Origin of the sequence: uncultured Psychroserpens sp. (genome assembly GCF_947492715.1) — a bacterium.
Taxonomy (GTDB): Bacteria; Bacteroidota; Bacteroidia; order Flavobacteriales; family Flavobacteriaceae; genus Psychroserpens.
The window spans coordinates 184651-201347 of sequence record NZ_CANLNS010000006.1; the positions used below are offsets into that span (position 1 = coordinate 184651).

18 protein-coding genes are annotated in these 16697 nt (G+C 32.8%); 14 read left to right on the forward strand and 4 right to left on the reverse strand.

Translation table 11 applies throughout. The annotated features are described in order from the left end of the window. The first annotated feature begins 20 nt into the window (after positions 1 to 20). The 8 genes from Q0787_RS15135 to Q0787_RS15170 are packed head-to-tail and all read left to right on the forward strand — an operon-like array spanning position 21 to position 4432. Complete coding sequence (locus Q0787_RS15135; RefSeq protein WP_298903673.1) at positions 21 to 305, forward strand: hypothetical protein; 285 nt, start codon at positions 21 to 23, stop codon at positions 303 to 305. A gap of 41 nt (positions 306 to 346) precedes the next feature. Further along, complete coding sequence (locus tag Q0787_RS15140; RefSeq protein ID WP_298903674.1) at positions 347 to 700, forward strand: hypothetical protein; 354 nt, start codon at positions 347 to 349, stop codon at positions 698 to 700. 3 nt (positions 701 to 703) lie between these two features. Beyond that, positions 704 to 1117: a hypothetical protein gene (locus Q0787_RS15145; RefSeq protein WP_298903675.1), complete on the forward strand. Its 414-nt coding sequence runs from the start codon at positions 704 to 706 to the stop codon at positions 1115 to 1117. Positions 1118 to 1139: 22 nt separating this feature from the next. Then, positions 1140 to 1958: a hypothetical protein gene (locus Q0787_RS15150; protein WP_298903676.1), complete on the forward strand. Its 819-nt coding sequence runs from the start codon at positions 1140 to 1142 to the stop codon at positions 1956 to 1958. Positions 1959 to 1961: 3 nt separating this feature from the next. After that, complete coding sequence (locus Q0787_RS15155) at positions 1962 to 2864, forward strand: TIGR01777 family oxidoreductase (RefSeq protein WP_298903677.1); 903 nt, start codon at positions 1962 to 1964, stop codon at positions 2862 to 2864. A gap of 2 nt (positions 2865 to 2866) precedes the next feature. Continuing rightward, positions 2867 to 3565: a DUF2071 domain-containing protein gene (locus Q0787_RS15160; RefSeq protein WP_298903678.1), complete on the forward strand. Its 699-nt coding sequence runs from the start codon at positions 2867 to 2869 to the stop codon at positions 3563 to 3565. 59 nt (positions 3566 to 3624) lie between these two features. Then, positions 3625 to 4176: a sigma-70 family RNA polymerase sigma factor gene (locus tag Q0787_RS15165; protein ID WP_298903679.1), complete on the forward strand. Its 552-nt coding sequence runs from the start codon at positions 3625 to 3627 to the stop codon at positions 4174 to 4176. Between the two features lie 4 nt (positions 4177 to 4180). After that, a complete protein-coding gene (locus Q0787_RS15170) occupies positions 4181 to 4432 on the forward strand; it encodes a hypothetical protein (RefSeq protein WP_298903680.1) in 252 nt (83 codons plus the stop codon). Here Q0787_RS15170 and Q0787_RS15175 read toward each other — a convergent pair. Next, positions 4415 to 5158 (reverse strand): hypothetical protein, encoded by a 744-nt coding sequence (locus tag Q0787_RS15175; RefSeq protein ID WP_366915896.1) that lies wholly within the window; start codon positions 5156 to 5158, stop codon positions 4415 to 4417. The genes Q0787_RS15170 and Q0787_RS15175 overlap by 18 nt on opposite strands. Before the next feature lie 213 nt (positions 5159 to 5371). Between Q0787_RS15175 and gcvP the strand changes: the two genes are divergently transcribed. From gcvP to Q0787_RS15195, 4 genes are all read left to right on the forward strand, one after another. Continuing rightward, the gene (gene gcvP / locus Q0787_RS15180) at positions 5372 to 8221 is read left to right on the forward strand and encodes an aminomethyl-transferring glycine dehydrogenase (protein ID WP_298903682.1); all 2850 of its coding nucleotides are present in this window, start codon (positions 5372 to 5374) and stop codon (positions 8219 to 8221) included. A 176-nt stretch (positions 8222 to 8397) separates the two neighbouring features. Then, positions 8398 to 9456, forward strand: a complete 1059-nt coding sequence (locus tag Q0787_RS15185; RefSeq protein WP_298903683.1) for a 3-oxoacyl-ACP synthase III family protein — start codon at positions 8398 to 8400, stop codon at positions 9454 to 9456. 2 nt (positions 9457 to 9458) lie between these two features. Further along, positions 9459 to 9983: a methyltransferase gene (locus Q0787_RS15190; RefSeq protein WP_298903684.1), complete on the forward strand. Its 525-nt coding sequence runs from the start codon at positions 9459 to 9461 to the stop codon at positions 9981 to 9983. Beyond that, a complete protein-coding gene (locus Q0787_RS15195) occupies positions 9983 to 10831 on the forward strand; it encodes a glycosyltransferase family 2 protein (protein WP_298903685.1) in 849 nt (282 codons plus the stop codon). The genes Q0787_RS15190 and Q0787_RS15195 overlap by 1 nt, the downstream gene beginning before the upstream one ends. A 1-nt stretch (position 10832) precedes the next feature. Here Q0787_RS15195 and Q0787_RS15200 read toward each other — a convergent pair whose 3' ends face one another. Genes Q0787_RS15200 through Q0787_RS15210 form a run of 3 tightly spaced genes read right to left on the reverse strand, consistent with a single transcriptional unit; the run spans position 10833 to position 12998 of the window. Further along, positions 10833 to 11642: a DNA/RNA non-specific endonuclease gene (locus tag Q0787_RS15200; protein ID WP_298903686.1), complete on the reverse strand. Its 810-nt coding sequence runs from the start codon at positions 11640 to 11642 to the stop codon at positions 10833 to 10835. After that, positions 11635 to 12438: a hypothetical protein gene (locus tag Q0787_RS15205; RefSeq protein ID WP_298903687.1), complete on the reverse strand. Its 804-nt coding sequence runs from the start codon at positions 12436 to 12438 to the stop codon at positions 11635 to 11637. Before Q0787_RS15205 ends, Q0787_RS15200 begins: the two co-directional genes overlap by 8 nt. Beyond that, complete coding sequence (locus Q0787_RS15210) at positions 12435 to 12998, reverse strand: sigma-70 family RNA polymerase sigma factor (RefSeq protein ID WP_298903688.1); 564 nt, start codon at positions 12996 to 12998, stop codon at positions 12435 to 12437. Before Q0787_RS15210 ends, Q0787_RS15205 begins: the two co-directional genes overlap by 4 nt. Before the next feature lie 87 nt (positions 12999 to 13085). Between Q0787_RS15210 and Q0787_RS15215 the strand changes: the two genes are divergently transcribed. Together Q0787_RS15215 and Q0787_RS15220 are read left to right on the forward strand one after the other, a co-directional pair. Next, positions 13086 to 13814 carry a hypothetical protein gene (locus Q0787_RS15215; RefSeq protein WP_298903689.1) on the forward strand — a complete coding sequence of 243 codons (729 nt, stop codon included), beginning with the start codon at positions 13086 to 13088 and terminating at the stop codon, positions 13812 to 13814. 69 nt (positions 13815 to 13883) lie between these two features. Further along, a complete protein-coding gene (locus Q0787_RS15220; RefSeq protein ID WP_298903690.1) occupies positions 13884 to 16646 on the forward strand; it encodes a CHAT domain-containing tetratricopeptide repeat protein in 2763 nt (920 codons plus the stop codon). The last annotated feature ends 51 nt before the right edge of the window (positions 16647 to 16697 follow it).

Below are 16697 nucleotides of genomic sequence, written 5' to 3' on the forward strand. Positions count from 1 at the left end.
GTTTAATACATATTTAAACTATGAAAACAACATTAAAAACATCAAAGATTATCAACATTATAGCGCTGTGTTTGTTAGTATTAGGGCCATATGGGTTACCATTCACTGGCTTTTTACAAGTTATTGCAGCTATTTTATTCTTAATTGTGTTTCCAAAAAACAAAATGATTTACCTCTATTTTATTCTGGTAGGCGTATTCTTTACACTTTGGGACGGAAGTATTACCACCTTAAATTGGTTATTAATCATTCCTCCTTACCTATTAATTCATTTAAGCTTGCTTGTACACACTAAAAAAATTTAAAAGAAACTTTCAAAATTTTTTGAAAGTTTAAAACACAAACCATGAATTATAATATCCTAACATATTGCATTTATCTGCCTGTCATAGCTGTAATTATGATTAAAGTAGGCTGGATGTTTTATACACATGGTGAGGTATTCTTATATCATTTATTTCAACAGCATACAACAATAGTAAAACCAATAAATAACATATTACTCATTGGCTATTATCTCGTTAACCTTGGATATGCCATCATTACTTTGGCGTATTGGGAAACTATTGAGTCAATACCTCAAATGCTTAACACATTAAGTGAACATCTTGGCGTCATCATTTTGGGCTTAGCACTTTTACATTATAACAATGTGTTATGGCTTAATTATCTCGTAAAATCAAAAACCTTAAAACAATAAATCATGGACAATTCAAAAATTATAATCGGATACCTCATCTATTTACCAATTGTGATTATACTCACTATTTACGTATCAAAAATGCTATTCAAAAATGGCAAGTACTTTATGCTCGATATTTTTAAAGGCAAAGAAGATATTGCACTGGCTACCAACAAACTTTTTGAAATTGGCTTTTACCTCATCAATATTGGTTGGGCGCTATTAATTCTCAAAATTAGTTATAGGAGTTCAATAGATATGAGTTCTCAAACTCTGATTGAAATTTTAAGCAAGAAAATTGGTGGTTTTTCTATCTACTTAGGCATCATGTTATTTATCAATTTATTCTTCTTCTTTAGAGGGCGACGCAAATCAAGACAAAGCCATAAAATAGTACCAAAAACACCCGTTTTTGATGCTGGACAGAAACACTAATATAATAGTGAATTAGTATACAATGAAAACGCTAGAAAACCATACATTACTATATGATCAAGATTGTCCTCTATGTCAGATTTACACATCTGGATTTATAAAAACCAGAATGCTCGACACTAATGGACGTACTCCGTTTAGCGATTTTTTTGCTGAAGAATTTGATTTTATAGATATGAAGCGTGCTTCTAATGAAATTGCTTTGGTAAACAAAAAAGAAAAGACTGTAATTTATGGTATTGATAGCTTATTACGTGTTATTGGCGTTAGGTTTCCAATTGCAGAAAAAATTGGAAACTTAAAGCCTATAAAATTTGTACTAAAACAATTGTACTCATTTATTTCGTATAACAGAAAAGTGATTATACCAAGTAAAGAAAAAAGTGATAAAACACTTCAATGTATTCCTAGTTTTAATACTAATTATCGCCTTTCATATATCGTATTAGCTATCTTAATGACAGCGTTTGTCTTATTCTCGTTTTCAAATACAATAACATATTTGTCAGAATCCTCAATAATTAGGGAGAGCTCTATAACCATTGGGCAGATTATTTTTCAAGGTCTATTTATAGTTAAGTTAAATAAAAAAACCGTTCTAAATTATATAGGCAATTTAATGACTGTATCCCTAATGGGCTCACTACTCCTATTACCTATACTCTTACTACAGAGTATAACTTATGTTTCTGATAATATTTTATTGTTATGGTTTGGTATCACGGCAAGTTTAATGTTCTTAGAACATTATAGAAGAATCAAACTGCTTAAACTACCATACTTTTTATCATTTACTTGGGTGTTATATCGCATCCTCATTTTATTAATCATATTAATTTAACTTATGAAGACTATAGTAATAGCAGGAGGTAGTGGTTTTTTAGGACAAGTCTTAGAGCACTATTTTTTGAAAAACGGAAACCGAGTATATATCTTAACAAGGCACCCAAAACGGGAAAATGATGTCTATTGGAATGCCAAAAGTTTAGACAAATGGACTTCCGTTATAGAGGGATCAGATGTTCTTATTAACCTTACTGGAAAATCGGTAGATTGTAGATATAATGAGACCAATAAAAAACTAATCTTTGATTCGCGTATAGATTCTACTCATGTCCTAGGATTAGCCATCAATTTATGTGAGCAACCTCCTAAAATTTGGTTAAATTCTTCTACTGCTACAATCTATAGACATTCGCTTGATAAAGAAATGACAGAATCTCATGGCGAAATCGGAGATGATTTTTCAATGAATATCGCAAAGTCTTGGGAAAAGGCTTTTCATTCAATCATAACACCTAAAACTAGAAAAATAGCATTACGAACCTCCATAGTTATGGGTAAAAAAGGCGGAGCTACACAACCATTAAAACATTTAGTACACTTTGGTCTAGGCGGAAAACAAGGTACTGGAAACCAAAAAGTAAGTTGGATTCATGAACTTGATTTCGCAAGAGCTATCGCGTTTTTAATAGAAAACGAACACCTCTATGGTGACTTCAATTTATCTGTCCCAAAACCAACAGATAACAAGACACTCATGAAAAATTTTAGACATGTTATGAATGTCCCATTTGGATTTTCACACCCCAAGTGGCTTATTAAAATTGGCGCATTATTAATAGGAACCGAACCCGAATTGGTTTTAAAAAGTAGAAATGTAATTCCTGAACGATTGTTAAAAAACGGATTTAAATTCATACATTCAGATATAGAAATTGCGCTTGACGACCTTTTAAACAACTAACTATGAATTTCTTAAGTGCTTATTGGAAAAACCTTATACTCATAAACTATGAGGTAGATCCCTCTATATTAAAGCCATTCGTTCCAAAAGGAACCGAACTAGATCTTTTTAACGGAACTTGCTTCGTAAGTCTTGTAGGCTTTATGTTTATGGACACAAAAGTTCTTGGTTTAAAATTTCCCAATCATATCAATTTTGAAGAGGTCAACCTGAGGTTTTATGTGAAACATAATGGTAAAAGAGGCGTGGTTTTTATCAAAGAGATTGTGCCTAAGTCACTTATTACATTAGTTGCCAACTCAATGTATCACGAACATTATCAAACGTGTAAAATGACACATGCTTGGACCGAAACCGATAAAAACAAATGTTTCGAATATCAATGGAAAACTAAAGACCATTGGCAGTCTATTTCTGTAAAAACTAATAAAGAATTTTCAGATATTACAGACGGTTCTGAGGCCCAATTTATCACCGAGCATTATTTTGGATATACTAAACATGGCAATACAACATTCGAATATGAGGTAGTACATCCATCATGGCGACAACTAGAGGTAACTGATTTTAAAATCAACGTAGATTTCGAAGCCAATTACGGCTCAAACTTCAAATTTCTTAACAAAGCAACACCAACTTCAACGATCTTGGCAGAAGGTTCTAAAGTGCATGTCAAAAACAAAAAAACCATACATAAGTAAAACTTTAGATAAAATCATTTTTTTACGTTATTTTTGAGGTGAATTTTTCAGGAAAAAAAATGCCAAAACACGTCATAGATCCCAATCAGTGGATTAATCTGTATTCCGATTATCTTTTTAATTATACGATTACTCGTGTAAATGATAGAGAGGTTGCTAAAGATTTAGTACAAGATACTTTTGTTGCTGGATTAAAATCTATGAAGAATTTTAAAGGTGAAGCGAGCGAGCGAACTTGGCTCATTTCAATCTTGAAGCGAAAAATTATCGATTATTATCGTAAAATTAATTCTAACAAAGGAAAGGCCGAAGTTAGAATGAGTTATAGTGGTGACGAAAGTGAGGGTGATTGGCTTGAAGAACGAGTTGCCGATCCATTTGATAAAACAGCCGAAGATACTATAGAAAACACCGAATTAGGTATGGCTATACATGATTGTCTAGGTAAGTTACCAGAAAAGCAAGCCAAAGTTTTTAAAATGAAAACTTTATTAAATTTTGAAACGGAAGCAATTTGTAATGAATTAGATATTACTGCGTCTAACCTATGGGTAATCATCCATAGAGCTAGAACTGCTATGGCTGCTTGCATGGAAAAAAATTGGTTTTAAAATTATGACTAAAATAAAATTAGAGTGTCACGAAGCAAATCATATCTGTGACAAAAATCAGTACAAAGAAGCAAACTTTTGGGAAAAAGTGAAGCTAACTGTACACTTAATTTATTGTCGCGCTTGTCGAAAATATACAAGCCGAAATACAAAATTAACAAAGTTGGTGAACAACCCAAAAGTGGATGCTATGGATAGATCTGCTAAAGAAGAATTAAATGCTGCCTTTGAAAAGGAATTAGCAAAACAACAGTAATAATACTAACCAACCTATGGGTATACTCTCTACCCAAAAAGAACTATAATATTCATTTTGATTTTTATTAGCAAACACTAAAAACAATAGTGTAATTGCAGTTATCACACCATTGATCATTAGTCTACAAGTATCAATATCATCTTTAAAATAATTCAAAAAATAAAATACAAAGAGCAATAAAACACCCACAATTTTAGTTTGTTTTACACCTATTTTTTGCGGTATGGTCGCTAACTTCAAGCTATCATAATGTAAATCTCTTATTTCAAAAGGAAGCATTAGTACCAAAACCAATAAAAAACGTTGGATTCCAGTAAAAATGATATCTTCTGAAATAGAATAACCATTATTGATTAGAGGTAAAAAAACGGTAACTCCTGTCCAGACCAAAGCAATAATATAAATTTTCAAACCGCTTATACTCCTTAAATTTTGCTGGTTGTCTAAAAAGATTTTTTTGGGAATTAAAGGAATGGCATATAGAAAGGTCATCGCACCAAAAACACTCACATATATCAAGCTCTGCTTTTCTAATTTTAAAACGTAATAACACAATGCAAGAAAGCAAAGTAGCGAAAAAACCTGAATAGCTTTTAACCAACCCGCTAAACTACGATGATGAAATTTTGCTAGTCCAAAATACTTTACAAAATTATATCCTGTTATCGTCGAAAAAAAAACAAAGTAAAGCACATTTTCATCATATGGAATATTAAATTCCAACAAGGTTAACCACGACAGTGCATATACAGCCAAAGCCACATGAACACTACTATTGATATAAAAATCAAATATCGTTTTTAAAACACGCATATTACAAAAATAGGCAAACTGTTAATAACCGATTCAAATGGTTGAAAAGTTTCATTTTCGTTAACAATTAAAGGCTAATATTTGCTTAATTTTGCGACAACTAAACACAACTTAAATATCTTAATGAATACAACAGATTTTTCACTACGTCACATTGGTCCTAGAGATGAGGATCAACAACAAATGTTACAAACCATTGGTGTAGATTCTATAGAACAATTAGTCTACGAAACTATTCCTGATGACATTCGTTTAAAGTCAAATTTAAATCTTGATGCGCCAATGAGCGAACAAGAGTATTTGTTACATATATACGATCTGTCTAAAAAAAATAAGGTATTCAAAACATATATAGGTTTGGGATATCATCCAACTATTCTACCTGCAGTTATTCAACGTAACATCTTAGAAAATCCAGGTTGGTACACAGCGTATACACCTTATCAAGCTGAAATAGCTCAAGGACGACTAGAAGCGCTTTTAAATTTCCAAACTATGGTCACAGATCTTACAGGAATGGAAATTGCAAACGCTTCTCTTCTTGATGAGAGTACGGCTGCAGCTGAAGCCATGAGCTTATTATTTGCCGTGCGCGAACGTGATCAGAAAAAAGCTAACATCAATAAGTTTTTTGTTTCTGAAAATATATTACCTCAAACTTTGTCTCTGTTACAAACAAGAGCAAATCCAATTGGTATTGAATTAGTTATTGGTGAGGAAGATCGTTTTGAATTTTCTGAAGATTTCTTTGGAGCTATTTTACAGTATCCAGGAAAACACGGACAAATCGCAGACATTAAGTCTTTTATTGAAAAAGCTAAAGCAGCCCGAATTAAAGTAGCTGTCGCTGCTGATATAATGAGTCTTATAAAACTTGAGGCTCCTGGTAAGTTTGGTGCAGATGTCGTTGTTGGTACTACACAACGCTTCGGAATCCCAATGGGATATGGAGGGCCACATGCGGCTTACTTTGCAACTAAAGAAGCATATAAACGTGATATTCCAGGACGTATAATTGGTGTTACGAAAGATACTAATGGAAATAGAGCTCTTCGTATGGCGCTTCAAACACGTGAGCAACATATCAAACGTGCTAAAGCCACGTCCAATATTTGTACTGCTCAGGTACTTCTAGCTGTAATGGCTGGTATGTATAGCGTATATCATGGACCTAAAGGTTTAACATTTATCGCTAGTGATATACACAACAAAGCCGTTACATTATCAAATACACTTAAACGTTTAGGTTTCGAGCAAAACAATACATCCTTCTTTGACACCTTGCATATCAAGGCCGATGCCAAGGTCATAAAAACGGAAGCCGAAAACAATAATATTAATTTCTATTATCCAAATGAAAATGAGGTTGTAATATCTATAAACGAACCAACCACTATTGAGGAATTAAATGACATTATTGCAGTTTTCGCAAAAAGTATTAATAAGGAAACCATTGTAATTTCTAACATTTCTGAAGGAAATGAAATAGACGCCTCCATTGAACGTCAAACAGATTTTTTACAAGAGCCTGTTTTTAATAGTCATCATTCTGAAACCGAGTTGATGCGTTATATTAAACTATTAGAACGTAAAGATTTGGCCTTAAACCATTCTATGATATCACTAGGATCTTGTACTATGAAACTTAATGCTGCTGCCGAAATGCTACCTTTAAGCTGGTTTAAATGGGGTAAAATTCATCCGTTTGTACCTGCGGCGCAAGCACAAGGTTATCATACAGTTTTAAAGGCTCTTGAAGATCAATTAACCGAAATTACTGGTTTTGCAGGAACTTCACTTCAACCAAACTCCGGAGCTCAAGGTGAATTTGCCGGATTAATGGTTATAAAAGCCTATCACGAATCTCGAGATGATCATCATAGAAATATATGTATCATCCCATCATCTGCACATGGAACTAATCCAGCAAGTGCAGTCATGGCAGGAATGAAAGTTGTTGTTACTAAATCTACTGAAGAAGGAAATATAGATGTTGATGATTTACGCGAAAAAGCCGAATTACATAAGGACAATCTTGCGGCATTAATGGTAACTTATCCTTCAACACATGGTGTATATGAATCTGCAATTAAAGAGATTACTCAAATCATTCATGATAATGGCGGACAAGTTTACATGGATGGTGCTAATATGAACGCTCAAGTTGGATTAACAAATCCAGGACATATTGGAGCAGATGTTTGTCATCTTAACCTCCATAAAACATTTGCCATTCCACATGGTGGTGGTGGACCAGGCGTTGGGCCAATTTGCGTTGCCAAACAGCTCGTGCCTTTTCTCCCTGGAAATCCTTTAGTAAAAACTGGAGGAGATCAAGCTATTACAGCAATTTCAGCTGCGCCTTTTGGATCGTCTTTAGCTTGTATTATTTCTTATGGCTATATAAAAATGTTAGGAGCGTCAGGACTAAAAAAATCTACAGAAATGGCAATTCTTAATGCCAACTATATTAAAAAACGTCTTGAAGGTGCCTATGACACTTTATATTCTGGTGAACGCGGACGTGCTGCGCACGAAATGATTATTGATTGTAGACCATTTAAAGCACATGGTGTTGAAGTTGTAGATATTGCAAAACGATTGATGGATTATGGTTTTCATGCTCCTACCGTTTCTTTTCCTGTAGCAGGAACCATGATGATTGAACCTACAGAAAGTGAAAGTAAACAAGAAATGGATCGTTTCTGTGATGCCATGATTGCTATCAAAAATGAAATAGATAACGTTTCTAAAGAAGATGACAATAATGTTTTAAAGAATGCTCCGCATACCATGGATATGATTACGAGTGATGAGTGGTTGTTGCCATATACGCGTCAACAAGCAGCATTTCCTTTAGATTATGTAAGAGATAATAAGTTCTGGCCAAGTGTTCGTCGTGTAGATGACGCCTATGGAGACAGAAACTTAATCTGTACTTGTGCACCTATCGAAGAATATATGGAGGCGTAGTAAAAAAGCAAATATGTAAAAGCGTACCAATAAAGGTGCGCTTTTTTTTAATTTTAGTTAATTAATATCCGTTTTTTTAAGAATTCCGAAAAAAAATTAACTTATTTCCTTAACATTAAATTAAGACATTATTAATTACTACATTAGTAAATCGTAATGTTCAAAAATTACTTAATATGTCGATAAAGATAACAGGAACAGGAAGTTTTATTCCTAGCTGTATTGAAAAGAACGAAAATTTCTATAATCACGAATTTTTAAATGCAGATGGGTCAACAATAAATAGCTCAAATGAGATTATTGTTGAAAAATTTAAAGCCATAACAGGAATTAAAGAAAGGCGTTATGTTAAAGACGATTTATTAAATTCTGATATTGCTTTTTTTGCTTCTGAAAAGGCTATTGCAGACGCAAACATCAATAAAGAAGAAATAGATTACATTATAGTTGCTCATAATTATGGTGACGTTAAACATGATTCGGGACAAAGTGATACCGTACCCAGTATCGCTTCAAGAGTGAAACACTTATTGCAGATTAAAAACCCAAAATGTGTGGCTTACGACGTTCTTTTTGGCTGCCCAGGCTGGATTGAAGGTATGATTCAAGCTAAAGCATTTATTGCATCTGGTCTTGCAAAACGTTGCTTAGTTGTAGGCTCAGAAACATTATCGCGCGTCATAGACAAGCATGATCGCGATTCTATGATTTATAGTGATGGTGCTGGAGCAGTTATTTTGGAAGATATTGACGAAGATGGCGGTTTTATAAATCATGAAACAGTAACATATACCTACGATGAAGCGCATTTTATTTATTTTGGAAAAAGTAATCATCCCGAAATAACGGATCAACGTAGATACATTAAAATGTATGGTCGGAAAATCTATGAATTTGCTCTAACTAATGTTCCGATAGCACTAAAATCTTGTTTGGAAAAAAGTGGTTACTCGATAAATGATGTCAAAAAAATATTGATTCATCAGGCTAATGAAAAAATGGACGAAGCTATTGTAAAACGTTTTTATAAACTTCATGGAATAGAAATGCCAGAAGGGGTTATGCCTATGACTATTAATACACTTGGAAACTCAAGTGTAGCTACTGTTCCAACGTTATATGATATGATTTTAAACGGGCAACTTGAAAACCAAGAAATCAATAAAGGCGATGTGATTATTTTTGCTAGCGTTGGTGCAGGTATGAATATTAATGCCATTGTTTACAAATATTAATAATGTACGAAAAAACGTTTCCTAATAAACGATTTAAACATACCATTCAGTTTTTAAAACAGCATATTGACACCTCTGCATCTATCTTAGATTTAGGTGTAGAAAACCCTTTATCCGATATTTTAAAATCTGAGGGATTTACTGTTAAAAACACCTCTGGCATCGACTTAGATTTAGATACTTCTGAAATAGAAAATTCTCAAGCAGACGTCGTAACGGCTTTTGAAATTTTTGAACATCTTCTATCTCCTTTTACCGTTTTAAAATCAATTAAAGCAGATAAATTAGTTGCAAGCATCCCATTAAAACTGTGGTTTGCCTCGGCATACAGAAGCAAAACAGATATGAGAGATCGACATTTTCACGAATTTGAAGATTGGCAGTTTGATTGGTTATTAGAAAAATCTGGGTGGCGAATTATTGCAACAGATAAATGGACAAATCCAACAAAGAAAATTGGAATACGACCATTATTTCGTTGGTTCATACCGCGATACTATATTGTTTATGCTGAACGAATAAAATAATGAACTTCTATATTGTCATTCCTGCTCATAACGAAGAAAATTCTATTGCCAAGACTCTAGAATCTTTGACAGCACAATCTCTAAAGCCAAAAACAGTTGTCGTAGTTAATGATCATTCAACTGATAGTACACAAAGCATTGTACAAAATTTTGTGTCTCAGTATGATTTTATTTCACTTGTTAATGCAAGTTCTTCCGATGAGCATTTACCCGGTTCTAAAATTATTAACGCATTTTACAAAGGTTACGAGAGACTAGATGACCAATATGATGTTATATGTAAGTTTGATGCCGATCTCATTTTTCCGAAGAATTATTTAGAACAATTAGCAATTCATTTTAATAAAAATCCGCAGTTAGGTATGGCTGCAGGGTTTTGCTATATAGAAAAAAACAATGCTTGGGTCCTTGAAAATCTTACTCGCAAAGATCACATTCGTGGTGCCCTCAAAGCCTACCGAAAAGCCTGTTTTTTAGATATTGGCAAGCTCAAACCTTCCATGGGTTGGGACACTGTTGACGAATTATTGGCAGCATATTACAACTGGGAACTACTAACCGACGAATCTCTTCACGTTAAACATCTTAAACCTACAGGAATAAGTTATAACAAAGCATCTAAATATTTGCAAGGAGAAGCCATGTACAAAATGAGATATGGGTTTGTAATCACTTTAATTTCGGCATTAAAATTGGCTTTTAAAAAGAACAGTTTTAGACTATTTAGAAACTATATGTCTGGTTACTTTAGAGGAAAACGTCATAATCTAAATCACTTGGTGACTAAAGAACAAGGCCGATTTATACGACGTCTACGCTGGAAAGGCATGCTCAACAAATTAAAGTGAATTAATTGAAACTCCAGTCTTTATAGCTACTTGACGCCTCTAACCTATCTTCAATAGCATCGTCTAATTCTGGGAAAAAGTCTATCCCAGTTAGTTTTTCTACAGTATCTACAGATACAACATACTCATATAAGGGTTTGTTAGAATCTTCGTGAGGCATCAAAAATGCAATAACTTTCGTTTTTCCCGTATTATTATCAATAAGTAACTTATAGAATTGATTAGGTACACTTACATCCTCATCTCCAATAGTTTTCATATTTCCGTTCAAAACACCACCAGTGACTACAAAAACACCATCATATTTACGCGCCCAATAGCGCACTTTTTGTTCGAGCTTATTCCATATTCCAGAATTAAATTGATGGTTTTGTGGGCTAATATTACTCGTTAAAAAGGTTTCATCATGAGCTTCTTGGCTAAACCTCCTATCACCTGCAGGGCACAAATGACCTCGATCATATCCCGATTTTTTATAATTCCTCCAATGTGCTGCTCCAGTTTTTACGGCTTTGTCTATTTCAAAATAAGGACGTTTAAAATTTGTTGTAGATAAATGCGACTTTTTTAGCTCGTAGGCCACCCACTCTGCTTGTTCATGAGGTTCACTATAAGATAGTGAATAGCCTTCATGATGCACAATTTGTCCGGTTGTGCTCGTAGGTAAAAAATACTCGTTAGTATCAGTTTTTACAGCTCCTCCCTTTTCAATAACTGCATTAGATGCTTCCTCCTTTAAAAAATGTTCGTAGCTATAAATCCCAACAACTATTAAAATAGCAACAAGGGAATAAATGGTTTTTCTATTCATTATTTAATTCAGATAGTAGTGCTTCTGCTTTTTCATGATTGTCGAGCGATTTTGAAACAATCATACTTAAAATGAATTTTGCTTCGTCTACTCTATCTTGTTTTAGAAGAAGTAACGCTTTATACCAGTGCCCAGCGTTTCCATCAATAGCATTATTAGTTATTAGGGTATCAAACGTAGTCGCTGCTTCATCAAATAACTTTAGTTCAGTTTGCGCTATTCCTGTGTAAAGGTATAATGTAATATTGTTTTTTTCACTTTCTAATAGAGGCTCAAAAATAGTGAGTGATTCCTCGTAATTCCCTTTTTCAAAAAGTTGTTGCGCCGTGATTAATTTTTGTTCAACTTCATTTCCAGAACTTCTCGTTGCAAACGACGGTAAGTCACCATAGTTTATATAATCATTGTATAAATCTTGGTTCGATATATTTTGATTAAAAAAGAGCTGGAACGCTAATAAAACAACTATGGATGCCGCGGCCAGGTAATAGAATGTTGTCTTATTGAATGTATTAGAAGTTTTCTCTTTATTAGCACTAACTTTATCTATGGTATGCTTTAACGCTTGCATATCCTGACCATCCAATAATTGTCGATGCTCCTGCACCTCTTGTGACGTATTATCAACAAAACTCCAATGATCCTTTCCCAAGGTTTCAAAAATTTGTTGCTCAAATTCAAACCCTTCCTTCAAAGCATCATCAGACTGCAATTGTTTTAAAAACGCAGATTCCTCGTCTTTTGATAACAATCCTTTTAAATACTTCTCAATTAAAATATGATCTTCTTCTGTCATAATTTACTTAGTAAAGAAAAACGTTTATCTTTTTTTATGAACGTCTTCAATCTATTTTTACACTTAAAAACACTTTGTCTGGCAACAGTTTCCGAACTATAACTAAATTTTATCACCATGTCCTCATAGGATACTTTGGAAAAGTAGTGTTTTAATATTTGTTTGCATTTTTCAGAAATTAACTCTAAACTTTCAGTGTATAATTCCCAACGCTTTTGTTCCAAAACGGCCATAGCAATGTCTTCATTATCATCCCTCAGTTCTACAATTTCATGTTTTGTTACCCAAATTTTTGACTTATTTAATTCTCTACGCCATAAATTCTTACAAACTGTAAAGAAATATGCTTCAAACGTAGATTGAATGACAAATTTTTCTTTCTTATACCTCACTGCTAATTGCAATAGGGCTTTTTGAAAAACATCTTCAGCATCTGTTCGTTGCCCTTTGTTACTAGCAACAAAGCTTAATACTTGAGAAAACATTTTTTGATAGATTTGAGCAACAACAGCTTCGTTATTGTTTATTAATCCATTCAAGTAATAATCAGGGGTTTTCATTAAATTTATTAATAAATTAAAAAAAAATGCTTTTTTTGGGGTAACAAATATATATATTTATCACAGATGGGTAAAACAATTAATATTATGAAAACACAAACGTTTAAATTATTTACCATTTTAGCTTTATTGCTAACAACAAGTTGTTCTGTTGACAACCTTCAAGATGATTTTGAAAGGGAAACTCTTGAGAGAGAAACCAATGCGAAACCCAATTCGGAAATCCCCAAAGATGCAATGCCTAAAGGTAGTGATGTCGACCAACAACGTGCAGGAAATCCTTCACCAACATACAATCCTAATTTAATTGAATTGAATCCAATTCCATTTGGTGCAGATATCGTAGGAATGTATCTAGATATGGATCAGCAGGAAGCTAATTATAATGGTACCTATTCTGGTTCGTTCAGCTTACACTTCAGAAATGAAATGATGACCCATTTTACTATTTATAGTGTTGAAACAAGTTCAAATCCAGATTGTGGAAATGTAGAATTATGGATAGTGAATCTAGATGAGTATAATGACTATATGGTTTCTATTGGAGGCACTGTAATTGTAAAAGACGTAGATACTGGAGGCAGTGGCACTAGTAATACCGGCAGTAGTGGTGCAACAATTGGAGGTGTTGATAAAAACAAAAAAGACCCTAATGAACCTGATGCTGAAGTTGGAAACAACAATAATAATAACAATGATGATGTCGGAGACCCTGATGTAGAACCAGATAAAGGGATACCAACATATTATTTCAATTCGCCTTATGGTATTATTGCCATGGTTGCACATTGTTTTGAATCTGATATCATTGATTAATAAGAAAAAGGGTAGTAAAAACTACCCTTATTTTTTTTATCAAACTCACTTTGCAATTGCTACTCCAAAATGAAAAACAACATTACTATATTCATTATTTTTATTTTTAGCCTTAATTCTTTTTCTCAAGACCCTTATGATATTGTAAAAGATATTTCTAATAGTAAAATAAGTGAAAACGAAAAACAACAGAAGTTTGACTCAATTCTCAATACACATAAAAAAAACAAAAATTTAGATCAATTACTTAAATACAGATTTGAAATTTTAAAATGGCATAAAAGAAGAAGAAGACTCACAAAAGCTATTGAACTCAACAAAAGAAACATTTATCAAATGGATTCTGTCAATTATCAAGACAGATATGCATATCGAAAAAATTTATACAGTCTAGGTTTTTATGAAAGAAAAAACCATGACCTTGAAGATGCCATAAATACCCTTAAGCGTTTATTAAAGTATAAAGAGCCAGATAAATTTGCTTATTTAGCGGCGTTTCAAATTGCTGAAATTTATTTCTTCTCATACGATCAATATCACACATCTAAAGAATACTTCACATTAAGCAAAACTATAGCTGAGCGCTTAAATAACAATACATTCATCGTTAAAAATGCTATTGGTATAGCGCAATCCTGTAAACTTATAAACACCAGAAAAAGCCTTAAATCAGGTATTAAAGTATTATCTAATACCATTGAATTTACAAATGCCATTAATTGTGATGACGACGGCAATAATAATATTCATAAAAAACATATTCATGGCCTGTACAATCAATTAGGCAATATGTATATTGATAGAACTGACTACGATTTTGACAACGGTAAACTTAATTTGGACAAAGCACTTTTAATTGCTGAAGAATTAAATGAGGATAAAAAACTTTTTAATAAAGAACAATATATCTATAGCACCTATAATGACATTGGTGTTTTATATTTAAAAGACGAACGTGAGGAAGCTGAGTTTTATTTTAAAAAAGCTCTAACATACGAGCCTAATCGATTAATGAAGTCTGTTATATATAGAAACTTAAGTAATCATCATCTATTTTTTAAAGACTATGACAAGGCACTTCGGGATATACAAACTGCACTAGTAACTCTCATTGATTTAGATACATCTGACACTAGAAACCTACCTTCAAAAGTAGATTTGAGTAATTCTAGTGTCAAATTACAATTGATTTCTAATCTTATTGACAAAGCACTAATTTGGACAAAACTTGCAGAAGAAATACCAGAAAATAAAAGCTATATCGATGAAGCCATAAAAACTTTTGAGTTAGCCGATTTTTTAACTGAAAAAGCCAGGATCGATAGTAAAGAATTTAAATCGAAATTGTTTTGGAGAAAAACAGCAACCGATATTTATGTTGGAGCTACAAAGGCAAGTTTTTTATCAAACGATCCTGAAAAAGCGTTTTATTTTATCGAAAAGAATAAAGCATTACTGCTACTTGAGGATGTATCTCTTAAGATGTCAAGGAACAATACTAAAATTCCTGAAAGCATTGTAAAGCAAGAATCGCAACTTAGAACTGATATTGCAGAACTAGAAGAGCGTATAATTATGTCCAAAAACAAAGACGTTATTCAAAGCCAGTTACTTTTGGCTAACGACGATTATGACCAATTTATCAACTCACTAGCCCCTAATTATCAATTTTATTACAAAACCCAAAAACCAGCCGAAATAATAAACTTCAAATCATTTAAATCTACATTACTAGATAATACTAATGCCTATATCGAATATATTTTGGGAGATAAAGAAGGTTTTGGTATTCTCATTACCAAAGATGAAACGCAATTGTTTGAAATAAAAGATTTGGATCGACTAAAACAAAACGCGCGAATCTATCGTCAACTTATAGAACAACCTTTCCTAGATAAAACATCAACATCACAATTCAACACGGTTTCAAATGCACTTTATGAAGCTCTGTTTCCTGATCAAATAAAATCACTAATAAAAAATAAAAAACTAACAATTTTAGCGGATTATTATTTGCAAAATATTCCATTTGAATCCCTTCAAACATCTAAGGAGGATAGGAGTTATCTTATTTTTCAAAATGAAATAAGTTATGCCTATTCGTTATCCTTTCTTAGCGAGAATAATAAAATTGAAAGATCAAATAGGACTAATTTAATAGGGTTCGCTCCTGTTGAATTTTCAGATAAATTAACGTCCCTACCAAATACAGAAGAAGAGCTCAACTTAATTGATAAATTATTTCCATCAAAAGTCTATTTAAATGAGGGGGCAACTAAAGAGCGTTTCTTTAGCGATGGTAAAAATGCAAAAATCATACACATCGCTTCTCACGCAGATGCCAATGATAGTATTAGTCCTTGGATTGCATTTCGTAATTCTAGAGTAGATTTAAAAGGGCTTTATAATTTTAATAATACGGCAGACTTGGTTGTTTTAAGCGCCTGTAACACATCGTTAGGTGAGCTTAATAAAGGAGAAGGTGTGATGAGTTTATCAAGAAGTTTTTTTAACACAGGATCTCATAGTGTATTGCCTACACTTTGGGAGGTTAATGATAAAACAACCGTAAAGCTATTAGAATCATTTTATAAAAATATTCAATTAGGTCAAAATAAATCTTTAGCGCTTCACAATGCAAAATTAGATTATCTTAAAACGAGTACTTCCAATCAATCATTACCATACTATTGGGCATCATTTATTTTAATTGGTGATTCCGGAGCTATTGATATCAACAATGGAATTCCGTCAATATACTACTACATATCTATTGCTATCTTATTGTTAATCATTGGATTAATAATACAACGAAAAAAAATCAAAAATTAAAGGGTAACAAAACTACAAGTCTTGCACAGTAAGGAAACATTAAATATCCAA

Coding starts and splice junctions, on each gene's coding strand:
- Q0787_RS15195 (WP_298903685.1), top strand. CDS start 9,983: ATGAACTTCTATATTGTCATTCCTGCTCATAACGAAGAAAATTCTATT.
- Q0787_RS15155 (WP_298903677.1), top strand. CDS start 1,962: ATGAAGACTATAGTAATAGCAGGAGGTAGTGGTTTTTTAGGACAAGTC.
- Q0787_RS15190 (WP_298903684.1), top strand. CDS start 9,459: ATGTACGAAAAAACGTTTCCTAATAAACGATTTAAACATACCATTCAG.
- Q0787_RS15165 (WP_298903679.1), top strand. CDS start 3,625: ATGCCAAAACACGTCATAGATCCCAATCAGTGGATTAATCTGTATTCC.
- Q0787_RS15215 (WP_298903689.1), top strand. CDS start 13,086: ATGAAAACACAAACGTTTAAATTATTTACCATTTTAGCTTTATTGCTA.
- Q0787_RS15205 (WP_298903687.1), bottom strand. CDS start 12,438: ATGACAGAAGAAGATCATATTTTAATTGAGAAGTATTTAAAAGGATTG.
- gcvP (WP_298903682.1), top strand. CDS start 5,372: ATGAATACAACAGATTTTTCACTACGTCACATTGGTCCTAGAGATGAG.
- Q0787_RS15145 (WP_298903675.1), top strand. CDS start 704: ATGGACAATTCAAAAATTATAATCGGATACCTCATCTATTTACCAATT.
- Q0787_RS15170 (WP_298903680.1), top strand. CDS start 4,181: ATGACTAAAATAAAATTAGAGTGTCACGAAGCAAATCATATCTGTGAC.
- Q0787_RS15135 (WP_298903673.1), top strand. CDS start 21: ATGAAAACAACATTAAAAACATCAAAGATTATCAACATTATAGCGCTG.
- Q0787_RS15160 (WP_298903678.1), top strand. CDS start 2,867: ATGAATTTCTTAAGTGCTTATTGGAAAAACCTTATACTCATAAACTAT.
- Q0787_RS15185 (WP_298903683.1), top strand. CDS start 8,398: ATGTCGATAAAGATAACAGGAACAGGAAGTTTTATTCCTAGCTGTATT.
- Q0787_RS15150 (WP_298903676.1), top strand. CDS start 1,140: ATGAAAACGCTAGAAAACCATACATTACTATATGATCAAGATTGTCCT.
- Q0787_RS15210 (WP_298903688.1), bottom strand. CDS start 12,998: ATGAAAACCCCTGATTATTACTTGAATGGATTAATAAACAATAACGAA.
- Q0787_RS15140 (WP_298903674.1), top strand. CDS start 347: ATGAATTATAATATCCTAACATATTGCATTTATCTGCCTGTCATAGCT.
- Q0787_RS15200 (WP_298903686.1), bottom strand. CDS start 11,642: ATGAATAGAAAAACCATTTATTCCCTTGTTGCTATTTTAATAGTTGTT.
- Q0787_RS15220 (WP_298903690.1), top strand. CDS start 13,884: ATGAAAAACAACATTACTATATTCATTATTTTTATTTTTAGCCTTAAT.